Source organism: Rhizobium sp. KNZ14-9A (genome assembly GCF_056755015.1).
In genome coordinates this window covers 121,660-134,573 of record NZ_JBPGXB010000004.1, presented here as the reverse complement: position 1 = coordinate 134,573, position 12,914 = coordinate 121,660, and the positions used below count along the sequence as shown (strand labels likewise).

At 58.4% G+C, this 12,914-nt stretch carries 13 protein-coding genes and 1 pseudogene; 8 read left to right on the top strand and 6 right to left on the bottom strand.

Features of this window, described 5'->3' with window-relative positions:
* From ACR9ZQ_RS31080 to ACR9ZQ_RS31065, 4 genes are all read right to left on the bottom strand, one after another.
* Positions 1–894, bottom strand: coding sequence for a carbohydrate ABC transporter permease (locus tag ACR9ZQ_RS31080; protein ID WP_477820248.1), 894 nt, complete (start codon positions 892–894; stop codon positions 1–3).
* Positions 887–1,819 (bottom strand): carbohydrate ABC transporter permease, encoded by a 933-nt coding sequence (locus tag ACR9ZQ_RS31075; RefSeq protein WP_481429552.1) that lies wholly within the window; start codon positions 1,817–1,819, stop codon positions 887–889. Before ACR9ZQ_RS31075 ends, ACR9ZQ_RS31080 begins: the two co-directional genes overlap by 8 nt.
* A 72-nt stretch (positions 1,820–1,891) precedes the next feature.
* Positions 1,892–3,184: an ABC transporter substrate-binding protein gene (locus tag ACR9ZQ_RS31070; RefSeq protein WP_481429551.1), complete on the bottom strand. Its 1,293-nt coding sequence runs from the start codon at positions 3,182–3,184 to the stop codon at positions 1,892–1,894.
* A gap of 45 nt (positions 3,185–3,229) precedes the next feature.
* Entirely contained in the window at positions 3,230–4,240 is a 1,011-nt protein-coding gene (locus ACR9ZQ_RS31065) for a LacI family DNA-binding transcriptional regulator (protein ID WP_481429550.1), read from the bottom strand.
* A 653-nt stretch (positions 4,241–4,893) separates the two neighbouring features.
* On the opposite strand from ACR9ZQ_RS31065, the gene ACR9ZQ_RS31060 reads away from it, so the two are divergent.
* The 8 genes and pseudogenes from ACR9ZQ_RS31060 (at position 4,894) to ACR9ZQ_RS31025 (ending at position 11,663) form a co-directional block, all read left to right on the top strand.
* Complete coding sequence (locus tag ACR9ZQ_RS31060; protein ID WP_481430951.1) at positions 4,894–5,322, top strand: thiol-disulfide oxidoreductase DCC family protein; 429 nt, start codon at positions 4,894–4,896, stop codon at positions 5,320–5,322.
* Positions 5,319–5,729 carry a saccharopine dehydrogenase NADP-binding domain-containing protein gene (locus ACR9ZQ_RS31055; protein WP_481429549.1) on the top strand — a complete coding sequence of 137 codons (411 nt, stop codon included), beginning with the start codon at positions 5,319–5,321 and terminating at the stop codon, positions 5,727–5,729. Before ACR9ZQ_RS31060 ends, ACR9ZQ_RS31055 begins: the two co-directional genes overlap by 4 nt.
* A gap of 20 nt (positions 5,730–5,749) precedes the next feature.
* On the top strand, positions 5,750–6,340 hold the full coding sequence (locus tag ACR9ZQ_RS31050) for a hypothetical protein (protein WP_481431023.1): 591 nt from the start codon (positions 5,750–5,752) through the stop codon (positions 6,338–6,340).
* Positions 6,341–6,368: 28 nt separating this feature from the next.
* Positions 6,369–6,479: pseudogene (locus tag ACR9ZQ_RS31045) on the top strand (IS3 family transposase); the annotation flags it as partial.
* 461 nt (positions 6,480–6,940) lie between these two features.
* A complete protein-coding gene (locus ACR9ZQ_RS31040; protein WP_481429548.1) occupies positions 6,941–8,818 on the top strand; it encodes a PAS domain-containing sensor histidine kinase in 1,878 nt (625 codons plus the stop codon).
* Between the two features lie 125 nt (positions 8,819–8,943).
* Positions 8,944–9,765, top strand: coding sequence for an alpha/beta fold hydrolase (locus ACR9ZQ_RS31035; protein WP_481429547.1), 822 nt, complete (start codon positions 8,944–8,946; stop codon positions 9,763–9,765).
* Positions 9,762–10,985, top strand: a complete 1,224-nt coding sequence (locus ACR9ZQ_RS31030) for a sensor histidine kinase (RefSeq protein ID WP_481429546.1) — start codon at positions 9,762–9,764, stop codon at positions 10,983–10,985. The genes ACR9ZQ_RS31035 and ACR9ZQ_RS31030 overlap by 4 nt, the downstream gene beginning before the upstream one ends.
* Positions 10,986–11,045: 60 nt before the next feature.
* Positions 11,046–11,663 (top strand): response regulator transcription factor, encoded by a 618-nt coding sequence (locus ACR9ZQ_RS31025; RefSeq protein WP_113324222.1) that lies wholly within the window; start codon positions 11,046–11,048, stop codon positions 11,661–11,663.
* Positions 11,664–11,670: 7 nt separating this feature from the next.
* Here the strand turns inward: ACR9ZQ_RS31025 and ACR9ZQ_RS31020 are convergent, their stop codons facing one another.
* Both ACR9ZQ_RS31020 and ACR9ZQ_RS31015 read right to left on the bottom strand, forming a co-directional pair.
* Positions 11,671–12,060, bottom strand: coding sequence for a response regulator (locus ACR9ZQ_RS31020; protein WP_481429545.1), 390 nt, complete (start codon positions 12,058–12,060; stop codon positions 11,671–11,673).
* Positions 12,061–12,250: 190 nt separating this feature from the next.
* A complete protein-coding gene (locus tag ACR9ZQ_RS31015) occupies positions 12,251–12,829 on the bottom strand; it encodes a helix-turn-helix domain-containing protein (protein ID WP_481429544.1) in 579 nt (192 codons plus the stop codon).
* Positions 12,830–12,914 lie beyond the last annotated feature (85 nt).

Sequence of the window (12,914 nt, the reverse complement as noted above, 5' to 3'; positions counted from 1 at the left end):
TCAACCTTTCACGGCGGAGCCGACGAATGAACTGACGAACCAGCGCTGGAAAGCCAGATAGAGAATGAGGACGGGGATCATCATCAGCACCGAGGCGGCCATGGCGCGGTCCCAGTAGATGCTGTCCTGTCCGAAGAAGGTGGCGATGGCGACGGCAATCGGCCGAGCATAGTCGGTCTGGGTGACCAGCGTCGGCCAAAGATACTGGTTCCAGCTTTCGATGCCCATGAGGATCGAGACCGTGGCGAGCGCCGGCAGGCTGAGCGGCATGTAGATCGACCGGTAGATGCGGAAGGGCGATGCGCCATCCATTTCCGCCGCTTCATAGAGTTCCTTCGGCAGCTGTGCGAAGAACTGGTAGAAGAGGAAGACATAGAGCGGGCTTGCCACCCAGGGCAGGATTTGCACCGCGAAGGTATCCGTCAGCCCCGCCCGCGACATCATGACGACGAGCGGCATGATGATGCTTTCTTGCGGGATGACATAGAGCGCCACGACCAGCGCCAAGAGCGCCGCCTTGCCGCGCAGCGAGCCCCAGGCCAGAACGAAGCCCGCCATGGAGTTGATGACCAGACCGGAGACGACTGTGGCAACGAGGATCACCAGCGAATTGAAGAGATATCGGCCATAGGCCAGCTCGCCGGAGAAATGGGCGATCTCCTTGTAGTTCGATAGCGTCGGGTCGCTGACCCAGAAGGCGCGGAAGCTGCCCATGTCGGCGAGGATACGGAAGCGGTCGTCCTTCAGGCTGGCGATCAGCAGCATGAACAGCGGCGAGATCATCACCAGCGCGATGACCAGGATGCAGAGGCTCTGCACGATGCGCAGGCTTCTCTTGCCGTTGCCCCTTGCGATTGCCAGCGGGGTGGGCTGGCTCAAAGCGATATCAGACATCGAAGCGCCTCAGGAGTTTGCGTTGCAGGAGCGCGATCAGAAGAACGATGACGAAGAGGATGACGGAAACGGCCGATGCGTAGCCGAGTTTCTGCTCCTCGAAGCCGGCGCGCACCATGTAGTGGACAACGGTTTCGGTGCTTTCCTTCGGGCCGCCCTGGGTGAGGATCGCCACCTGCGTATAGAGCTTGAAGGCCTGGATGGTAGTGATGACCAGCACGAAGACATGGGTCGGGCGAAGGCCGGGCATGGTGACGTGCCAAAAGCGGCGCAGCGCGCTTGCCCCGTCGATGCGGGCGGCATCGTATAGTTCTTCGGGAATGCCCTGCAGGCCGGCGAGATAGATGATCATCTGAAAGCCGTAGGCCTGCCAGGCTGAAAGCAACACGATGGAGAACATCGCCCAGTTGGGGTCGCCGAGCCAGTCGATCGGCTGGATCGTGCCGCCGGAAAGGAACCCGACGATCTGGTTGAGCGGGCCGCTCGGATACTGGAACAGCGTGCCCCAGATGACGCAGACCACCACCATGGAGGTGATCGCCGGCAGGAAGAACAGGCCGCGCAGCAGGTTTTGCATCGGCAGCTTCTGGTGCAAGAGTAGCGCGGTCAGGAAGGCGAGGCCGCACTGCACCGGCAGCACCCAGATGGTGAAGCGCGTAACGTTCCACAGCGAGGTCCAGAACAGAGGATCGGTGAGGACGCGCTCGAAATTCAGGAGGCCGACGAAGCGCACCGGCGTCGGGCGCGGCACGAGCGGCTGGTTGGTCATCGCCGTCCAGAAGGACAAGAGGAACGGCGTGATCAGGAATATCGTCAGAAGCAGAACGGCGGGCGCGATCATCGCCATTTCCTGCCAGAGCCGCTGCTTGTCGCGGCGTTTCGCCGGATGCCGCAAAGCGGGCGTGGAGGTCTGCTGCAAAGTCATTGTTTCCTCCTCATCGGTCATCCTCCCGAGATAGTCCAGGGCCGGCCGGAGAACCGGCCCCGTCAAAACCCCTTACAGCTGCTTGTCGAAGGGCGGGTAGCCGGCGTTGTCCTCGATATCCTCGTCGATCTTCTTGGCAGCCGCCGTCAGCGCTTCCTGCGCGTCACCACCGTTGAAGATCTTGTCGACGGCCTGCATGAAGGCCGAGGTGATCGTCGGATAGGCCGGGTGCGGCGGACGGGCGACCGCGGTCTTGGAAGCCTGCTCAAAGGCGATGGCGAGCGGACCGCCTTCCGCATAGAGGGGGGATTCGGCAGCGAAGCTCTTCAGGCCCGGATAGGCGGACTGGGTCTTGGCGTACTCCCGGTACTCCTTGTCCTTCAGCAGAAAGCTCAGGAACTTGCCGGCGATCTCAGGGTTTTCCGAGGTCGCGGAAATGCCCCAGATCCAGGTGCCGTTCGGGCTCACGCCCTTGTCGCCGATCTTCGGCAGCGGCATGACGACAATATTGTCCTTCATCGCTGCCGATGCTTCCGCGTAGAACCAGTGGCCGCCCATAGCGAGGGCGGCCGGCTGTCCCTCGGCGTAGAACTGGTTGGTGCCCGACGAAGTCGGTACGACCCAGCCCTTCTTCACCCAGTCCTGCATCATCGTCAACGCCTTGACGCAGGCCTCGCCATCGAGCGTGCCGCTGGCCTTCCAAGTCTTGCGGTCGATCAGGTCGCAGCCGGCGCTTTCGAGCAGGGGGCCGTAGGCATAGGTGATCCACTCAGTCTTGATGCCGTAGCCCCGGAAGGTGTCGATCGGCCACTTCACGCCTTCGAGCTTGGTAAGCTTTTCGAGATAGCCTTCGAATTCCTCGCGGGTCCAGGCATCGTCGACCGATTTCGGAATGCGGGCGCCAATTGCTTCAAGATATTTCTTGTTGCCGTAGAGCACGACTGAGGAGTCGGTGAGGCCGATCGCATAGAGATCCTTGTCGATCGGATAGGTGCCCTGGGCGATATTCGAATCCGTCATGTCATCGAGCAGATCCTTGTCAATGAGCGGCTTGACGGGCTGCAGATAGCCGGACCAGACATAATTGGCGAGGAACGGAGCATCGAGTTCCATTATATCGGGCAGCTGCTTGGCCATGACGGCGGCGCTGAACTTTTCGTTGTAGGCATCGTGCGGTGCGTAGATCATCTCGATGTCGACATCGGGATTGGCGGCCTCGAAGCGTGTGGCAACGTCGCCATAGGCCTTCACCCAGCCGGGATCGCCCTGGTGCATAGCGTGGATGACGGTCTTCGCCTCGGCAAAACCGGCGGTTGCGACAAGCGCGGCGGACGCGAAGAGTGCGGAAAGTAAACGATTACCCATTAAAATCCTCATTGGCATTCTCCTCCTATTGGACGCTATCGATGTTCAGACGGATGCCCGTTCGACCAGATGGAACGGCAGTTTCCGCAGATGCGGCGGTTCGGGCTGCTCGGCCAAGAGGATCTCTATGGCAAGGCGGCCCATGGCGCGGTGCGGCAGGGCCATCGTCGTCAATGGCGGGTCCAGCCGCGAGGCAAGCTCGACCTGGTTGTCGAAGCTTGCCACCGCGATATCATCCGGAATGCGAAGGCCGGCACGGGCAAGCGCCGCATAGACTTCCATCGCCACGCGGTCATTGCCGCACAGGATGGCGTCCGGCCGTTGACCGGATTTCAGAAGCGCCTCCACATGAGAGGCAACAAGGCTTGGCGCGCGGTCGCTGTAGACGCTGCGGCGCACCGCCGGCAACACGCCGACGGGGTCGATGCCCCCCTCCTCAAGCGCCGCACGAAACCCGATCTCGCGTAGCGTGCCGGCGAGAATGCCCGGCAGGTTGATGAAGGCGATGCGCCGGCGGCCAGCGACGAGGAGATAACGCACGATCTCCCGCGCGCCGCCTTCTTCGTCCGGCACCAGCGCGGTGACGCGGCCGGCAGCCTCGCGGCAGTTGATCATGACGCCGACGGCACCCGCCAACCTGTCCGACAGGGCGACATCCTTGTGATACATGGCGGCATAAGCAACGGCGCGCGGCCGGAACTGCTGCACCTCGTCGAGCACCGAGCCAAAAGACTGGCCGCTGCTGTGGTTGACCGCAAAGACCGCCATACCGGCGCCGCGGGCCGCCCCGTCGAGGCCACGCACGATCTCGGTGGCGAAGGGCGAAGTGATGAGGCCATCGGAGACGACGCCGACCAGCGGCAGCCAGCCCTGACGGACGCCACGCGCCGCAAGGTTGGTCACATAGCCGAGTTCTTCCGCAATGGCCTTGATCTTCTGGCGCGTATCGTCCGACATGCGGGCGGAGCCGCCGTGCAATGCGCCGGAAACCGTCTTTACCGAGACGCCCGCACGCTGGGCGATGTCAGAAAGCGATACTGCCACGATCCTCCCCATCCTCCTTGGGTTATCGATTACCCATTAGCCGCGGCGGACGCGTTTTGTCAAGCGGCTTTTTATGCGCACTGCTCGGCGTTCCGAACACCTATCTGTCGATCAGCGGACAAAACTGACCCCTTATCGGCGTGCAATTTTGGCTCTGACGCAGTTTGATGATGACTTTGCCTTATCCAGGACCGATGACGCGGGGCTTAGGATCGCCCGCGGCCTCTCACAGGAGCGCCCTGCGCTAGAAGCAAACCTCGAGCGTGTTTCAATCTCTCAAATCTAGCGCAAGCAAATCAACCCGCGTATTGACTCTCTGGGTAAGATTGCCAGTGTTCTTGAATGCAAAGTGTTCGAACTCCTTGTGGAACCCGGCGAGGGCGAACAGCCGCAGGCAAACCTTCGACCAGGGCGCCGAAACTACACTACGGCAATCTCGAACAGGCGAATTGTTATCAAGCGGTATCGGCCACCTTGAAGGGTATCGAACCGTCGACGCCTAAGTCGATCGGACAATATTCAAATCTTTAAGCCAAGTCCCTCTACGCCTCGCGACGAGGACGCTCGCGAGGCGTAGAGGGACTTGCTTGAAAAACTTCAAAATAGCTGCCATTTCTCGGACGGTCGATGGTGCGTGTATATCAGCCATAGGTTGTTTTTTTAAGATGACTGAAAGGGATGTAGCGGTGACCAGCAAAGAAGGTGGGCCAGTCGTCGTATTCGACGCCATGTGCGTTCTTTGCTCGGCGAATGCCCAGTTTATTCTGAAACACGATCGAAATCATCATTTTCGGCTTGCCTCGATGCAGAATGAGGTCGGCGCCAACCTATATCGCAAATTTGGCATCGACCCCGCCGATCCGGAATCGATCATCGTCGTCGATGGCGAAAAACTCTATCGCGATAGTGATGCAGTCCTTGCCATCTATTACGGGCTTGGCGGGTTATGGAAGCTGGTTGCAGTCGGGAGGATCGTACCTCACTTCATCAGGGATCCGCTCTACCGCTGGGTTGCCAGGAACCGCTATCGCCTTTTTGGCAGGCGGGAGACCTGCTGGCTGCCATCCTCCGAACAAGCAGACCGCATATTGTGAAGAGCGTCATCGTCCTCGGCGGCTATGGAGCGTTTGGTACACGCCTGTCGAGACGCCTTAGCGCCGATGGATGGTCGGTTCTCGTCGCCGGCCGGAACCAGTCAAAGGCCGCCGAGCTGGCTTCGCAGCTTCCGTATGCGCGGCCGCTTGTTGCCGATCGGGACAGAGATCTGTCTCCAGTTCTGTTGCAGCATCGGCCATTCCTGCTCATCGACGCGGCAGGTCCCTTCCAGGGTAGCAGCTATCAGGTTGCAGAAGCGTGCATTGCGAACGGCGTGCATTATATCGACCTCGCCGATGGGCGGGGCTTTGTCTCCGGAATGACAAGCCTGGACGCTGCTGCCCGTCGTGCCGGTATAACGGTCGTGACGGGCGCATCGAGCGTCCCGCTCTGTCGGGCGCGGTAGTGGAGCGCCTTGCGGCTGACATGGACGATGTCCGCGTCGTGAACCTTTCGATCAGCGCATCAAAAAAGGCGACAGCTGGAGCCTCGATCGCAGCAGCCATATTGAGTTATGTCGGCAAGCCGGTGCGGCTGTGGCGTGGCCGTCGATGGGTGCAGGAAATCGGATGGCGGATGCTGCGCTGGGAGACATACCGGGTCGCCGGCCAAAGCCCAATCCGGCGACTTGTCGCCCTGTCCGATGTCCCTGATCACGACATAGTCCCGGAAACGATACCGGGCCGGCCTGCGGCAGTCTTTCGCGCGGGTCCGGAATTCGCATCACAGTTGCTGCTGGTCTGGCTGCTTGGCTGGCTGGTCCAGTGGAGATGGCTGAGATCACTGAAGAGCTTTTCAAAATGGCTCGTCACAGATGCGCTGATTATGGCCATCTGGCGCAGAGGCAAGTCGGATGCGCTGCTCCACCATTCGGACCAGGGCAGCCAAGGCAGATTCAACCGGTCGCCGCAACACCCCAAACCAGGAGGTGTTAATGGCTACGGGAAGACGGAAATCAGAGCGGTCAACGCGCCAGAAATTATCCTCGCCAGGGCGGCCACCGGTATGGCAGCGTGAGAACCTATGTCGGTTCTGGCGAGAAGTGGCGGCGAACGTGTTCGACTACATCGAGCGCTTCTACAATCCGAAGCGTCGGCATTCGACACTGGGCTACCTCAGCCCGATGGAATTTGAAAACAAGGTTGGATTAGCTTAACTCGGTGTCCGAAAAACCGGCAGCAGGCCAGGGGTCAGTATTCGGGGCCTATTCGTACACTGACAGCAAGCCGGCTCTAACCGCGCGAAAAATGTCGTCAATTTTGAACGAAAGGCACGTTCTTTGCCTCATAGCTCCGTCTTGTAAATTCCACCTATGGCGCTGCAGAAATCGCTGTGCTATCGTTCAAAAAATTCAAAATTCTTAGTTTTTTCAACGACGTTTAGACGACACCTATGCTGACTGCCTGCGATGAAGCGATGCAGTCACTATAACTATGGAGCGTTGCGATGCACGCGCAATACAAAACGGGAGGAGCGCTTCAAACTTCAAAGAAGCTCGCGTTAAGTCCCATCATCGATTGAAAGGGAAATAAGATGAGGGGGGCTCGACCTTTCGAGAATTACGATCCGAAACGAGCTGAGGCGGAGCGCCGTAGAAATGAAGCATGTCTGGCTGAAATGCAGAAGCTCAGCCAGACGGGCAGCTTCACCTGGAACGTAACTACAGGCGAGATTGCGTTGTCCGACGAGACTTATCGTATCCTCGGTTATAAGCCCTCTATCGATGCCTCTATTGAAATATTGGTTAGCCGTACACATCCCGATGACATGGCGCTCATCGAGCGCATTCTGGATCAGGTCGCGCAAGATCGGAAGGATATGGATTTCGAGTACCGGCTACTGATGCCCGATGGCCTAGTGAAGTATCTTCGCGCTGCGGCTCGCGTCCTTCCGAGCGATTTAGGGGAACTTCAATTTGTTGGCGCCATCTCCGACATAACTGAGCGCAAGCATTGGGAGGAGCGCAGCCGCCACTCGGAAAGTCACCTGCGTGCTATAGTTGACACTATTCCGGCTATTGTGTGGAGCACGAGGCCTGATGGCAGCAATGATTTTCATAACCAGCGTTTGCTCGATTATACCGGATTTTCCCCGCAGGAAGCCGCAGGTTCCGGTTGGCTGAAGATGATCCATCCCGATGACGTGGAGAGACATGGCGAGGCCTGGCGGAGCGCCGTTACGACTGGCGCACTCTTCGAGTGCGAGTCGCGGCTCAGACGGTTCGATGGCGAGTATCGATGGTTTCTGGCCAGAGCTGAACCTTTCCGCGATGAGCAAGGTCATATCATTAAGTGGTACGGAACCAACGTCGATATCGATGATCGCAAGAGAGCGGAGCAATCCCTGCGCCGCAGTGAGGCTTATCTCGCCGAGGCGCAGCGGCTTAGCCATACAGGCAGCTTCGGCTGGAACGCATCAACCGGCGAGATCTTCTTTTGGTCTGAGGAGGTCTACAGAATCTTGGGGCGCGATCCAGCGGTTCGCATGACGAGCCACGAAGCAATGCAACGCCTTCACCCTGACGATATCGAAAGCGTGCGGCACGTGCTTCGTGATGCAGCCAATCGCAAGGACTTTGATTTCCAATGCCGCCTCGTGATGCCAGCCGGAGCAACCAAACATATCCACATCACCGCTCATTCAGTTCCGAGTGGGTCGGACGACATCCATTTCCTCGGCGCTGTTTCCGACATTACGGAGCGTGTAACAGCACAGGAGATGCTGAACGGCTTACAGGCAAACTTCGCCCACGCTTCCCGCGTATCCGTCTTGGGTGAATTAACGGCCTCGATTGCCCATGAAATCGCGCAGCCGCTGGCAGCCATTGCGGCGAGCAGCGGAGCCGGACTCCAATGGCTGGAACGAACCGAACCCGATCTGCTAGAAGTCCGCAACGCAACAGCAAGCATCGTAAACAATGTCCGCAGGGCCACCGAGATAATCGCGCGTATTCGCTCAATGGCGACAAGGACATTGCCTGAACATACCGTGCTTTCGCTTGACGATATAATTCGGGAGGCTCTAACTTTTCTTCGCTACGAGGTTCAGGCGCGGAATGCCCACATCGCGCATTATACCGCATCAATCGAGCCACTGGTGCTTGCCGACAGGACGCAACTTCAGCAGGTTTTGGTCAACCTTGTCATGAATGCGATGCAGGCTTTGGTCCAGGGCCAGGAGCGGAAGATTACAATCCAAACCACAATTGAGGAAGAGACCAGCGTCATCTGCTCCGTCGAGGACACCGGTGCCGGCATAAGGCCAGAACATCTGCCGAGAGTCTTCGAGAGCTTCTTCACGACGAAGGAAGGTGGAATGGGGATGGGGTTGGCTCTCTGCCGATCTATTCTGGAGGCGCACGGCGGCAACTTGACTGTTCAGAATCTTGAGGGTGGTTCCGGTGCGCGTTTCTCCTTCACCCTTCCCTTGGCAGGCAACGCGGCCAAACAGATATGCGATCAAACTAATGTAGAAAGCATGCCAGACCTCTTTTGAACGAAAGGCACACTCTTTGCTTCATAAGCCCGTCTTGTAAATTCCAACTGTGGTGTGACAGAGATTGCCGTGCTACCGTTCGATACATTCAAAATTCCTATTCCTTTTCAATGGAGTTGAGACGGATGCCTGTGCTAACTGTCCGCGATGATACACGTCTTTACTACAAGGATTGGGGCACCGGGCCGGTGGTGGTTTTCAGCCACGGATGGCCGCTTAGCAGTGATATGTGGGAAAATCAGATGATGTTTCTCGCGTCCCAGGGCTATCGAGTTGTGGCGCATGATCGGCGCGGTTTTGGTCGGTCGGATCAACCCTGGCATGGCTACGACCACGATACTTTCGCGGACGATCTGGACGAGCTTATTCGAGCGCTCGATCTGACGGAGGTCACGCTCGTCGGCTATGCCATGGGTGGCGGAGAGATCGCCCGATATGTCGGCCGGCAGGGGACCGCCAGGGTCTCCCGCATCGTCCTCATTGGGGCAACCACCCCGAAGCTGGCGCAAAGCGACGATTATCCGTGCGGCGTTCCGGAACCTGTATTCGAAGGCGTCCGCGCCGGCTTGAGGGCGGATCGGGCGGAGTTCATGCGTGGCTTTGCCCGACTGTTTTTCGGAGCGGATCGGGACGCCTCGACGGTCTCTGAAGGAAGCATGATCCAGCTGCATCAAATAGCTATGCAGGGCTCTCTGAAGGCGGCACATGACGCGATCACCGCCTGCGCATCCACCGACTATCGCGGCGACATTGAGAAGTTCGACGTTCCAGTGCTGATCATCCACGGCGAAGACGACGCATTCGTCCCGTTCAACGCCACCGCCGAACAGGCCATTCAGCTCATGCCCGAAGCCGAGCTCAAGGTTTATGAGGGTGCTCCACACGGGCTGTTGTTCACACACAAGGACAGGCTGAACCAAGACCTGCTTGGTTTCTTGCGGCAATGAGTATCGGCGCCTCACCAGGCCGCGCTGGCGACGGCGACCTCTTTCGCGCCATGCCGATGGGCCTCTTTCGCCTTGCGGCGAAGGAAGCTTGGGAGGTCGTCGCGAACCTTGCGCCGGCCGATAAAGGCAGTGGCGCGTTCGAACCCAGCCAGGATGTCAGCTGCACGCTCGGTAACGTCTGCCTCATAGCGGACGCCAATCCGAGTGCCTGCGCGCTGCTTCAAGTCAAGGATCCGGCGGAGATCGTGATGCAGCCGCTCGCATCGGTTCTTCCGGAGGATGCGCTCAAACAGTTCGCCGGCGGCCTCTATCGACTTTTTCGTGGTCAGAAGGCGATTGCCTATGACGGCACCGTGACGATTGCCGGTGGAGGCAAGCATGAGGTCGCTTTCAATCTCTGGCAGGATGTGCGCGACCTGGCGCCAAACGATATCTATCTTAGCTTCTCGAGTCTTCGTGAGAGGATATCGCTCGAGCAGACAAAGGATGGCCTGCAAAGCGACCTGGCGCGTTCGGCCCGCATATCGCTGCTGGGGGAGATGACTGCCTCAATCGCGCATGAGGTCAACCAGCCGCTCGGAACCATCGTTGCGAGCGCGGAGGCCGGCCTGCGGTGGCTGTCCGGGGACGAGCCGGAGATTGCCGAGGTCAAGCTCCTCCTCGAACGCATTGCCAAGAACGGCAAACGCGCAGCCGACGTCATCGCAACAATGCGAGAGATGGCAAGCAACAGGAAGTCGGAACGGGTGCCGACCGACATCAATTCGGTCATCGAGGAAGCGGTACTTCTCCTGCGGACAGATTTCGCCAAACGCCAGGTCACCCTGCGCCTCGATCTGTCCCCTACACTTCCGCTTGTGAAAGCAGACAAAACGCAGATCCTGCAGGTGATCGTCAACCTCGCTTTGAACGCTGCACAAGCCATGTCGGACGGACAGGCGTGGAACAGGACTTTGTACATTCGCACTCGGCAGGGCATCGCCAACGTCGCGGTGGACGTCGAAGACAGTGGACCGGGGGTTGATCCTCGTGTTCGCGAGAAACTTTTCGAAAGCTTTTTCTCGACCAAGGAAGCGGGCATCGGCATGGGTCTTGCCATCTGCCGTTCGATTATAGAGGCGCATGGAAGTCGGATCGAGCTCCAATCGACACCCCATCTCGGGGCACGCTTCAGCTTCGCCCTGCCGGCGGAGCAGGCACTGGCCAATGGATATAGGTGACGAAAAACACGCAGGACGATCTGTCCGAAGGATCGACCAGTGTCTCAACTCGGTTTGGATATGAATACGACACCAACTGTGCACGTCATCGACGATGACCATGACCTTCGCCTTTCGCTCGACAGCCTGCTTCGGTCCGTCGGCTTGAAAACCGTGCTGCATGAGACGGTTCCGAATTTCTCGGTCTTCACGGAATCGGATGGCCCCACTTGCGCGCTTGTGGACGTGCGTCTTCCAGGCTCCAGCGGCCTCGATTTCCAGGACCAGCTCCTCAGGAGCGAGAAGTCCGTTCCGTTGATCTTCATGACTGGTTTTGGCGATATACCGATGACCGTCCGCGCGATGAAGGCCGGCGCCATCGACTTCCTCGCAAAGCCCTTTCGAGACCAGGACATGCTGGACGCGGTGTCGCGAGCACTTGAAATCGACCGGCGGCGGCGGTCGAAGGATTCCGAGGTCTCCTCATTGAGGGCGCGCTACGAGGACCTCAGCTCGCGCGAAAAGGAAGTGATGGCCCTAGTCGCGACGGGGTTGATGAACAAGCAGATCGCCGGACGACTGTCGCTGAGCGAGGTTACCGTCAAAATCCATCGCGGTTCGGCGATGCGCAAGATGGATGCTCGCACGCTGGCCGACCTCATCAAGATGGCCGAGACGCTCAGGCTGAACGAGACCTGACCACGCCTCATCCGGCTAGAACGCCGATTTCCTTCAAGCTGGTGGCCAGTTCATCGAAGCCAAACGGTTTGGTAACAACACTACGGGCGCCGCAACCGTAAGCCTTCTTTTCCAGTTCCGGGGCGCCGCGTCCGGTCATGAGGATGATCGGCAATTCCTGAGCTGTCCGCCTGAGGATCCTCGTCAGCTCAAGGCCGTCCATCCTGGGCATATGGATATCGCTGATGACGCAGGCAAAGTCGAAGAGGTTCGCTCGGTCGATCAAGAGTTCGGCTGAACTGAAGCTTTCGACTTTGCACCCAAGCGAGCGAACAAGGCTGCTTAGTGCCGCCAAGAACTCAGCGTCATCATCGACAATCCCAATAAGTGCGGTTGGCGGCATCTCAGTTTGTTCCATGTGCACCGATCTTAAGATGCCTCTCGGCTAAGCATAGAGGGACATTCGTATCCTTCAATCATTGCGTAGTGTGTTGTGAATTTCGTTCGCGAGCGAAGCAATCACGAGCTAAAAGCAAAAGTTCGGTCATCTATCCATTCGCCTTGGTAAATGATTTGCGTCAACTCAAACTTCACGGAAAAATCTGTTGTCAGGCGGCGACCGTCCGCCTTTCCGGGCTTGTCATATATCGCCGCCAAGCGCTCGGCGTCGTGCCAGTCACACGTCGGAAGATCCTCGAAAGATGAGCCTGGTCGGCCAACCCGCAATCGAGCGCGATCTCGCAGAGCGGTGCGTCGCTGTTCAGCATGCGATATTTCGCGAACTCCACCCGACGTTCGACAACATAGTTGTGGGGAGATATGCCAAAAGTCACCTTGAACGCGGCCGAAAAATAGCTGGTGCTGAGCTTTGCGATCTGAGCGAGTTCATCGAGAGCGATCGGATACGAAATGCGCTCCTCGATATAGGTCTTCACGCGATTGATCTGCCACGGAGCGAGGCCGCCAGCGGGATTGCGCTGGCGCTCCGCGGGCTCGATCGAGATCGCAAACGACTTCAACAAGCTCGAGGCCTGCTTCATGAGATCGATAGCGATCGTCTCGTCCTTTTCGACACAGCGGATCGCACACAGAAGAAGGGAGGACACCTCCTCCGCGGTTTCCGTCGCGATATTCTTGAAAGCGATGGGAGAAACGTTGTGGGCAAAAACGGCAGCGGTGGCGGACATCGTCTATCTCCAATGTGACCCTGTAAACTTTCGATGGTGTCATCTTGGAACGGAAGCACTGATCACGAAATTGTACACTGATCCG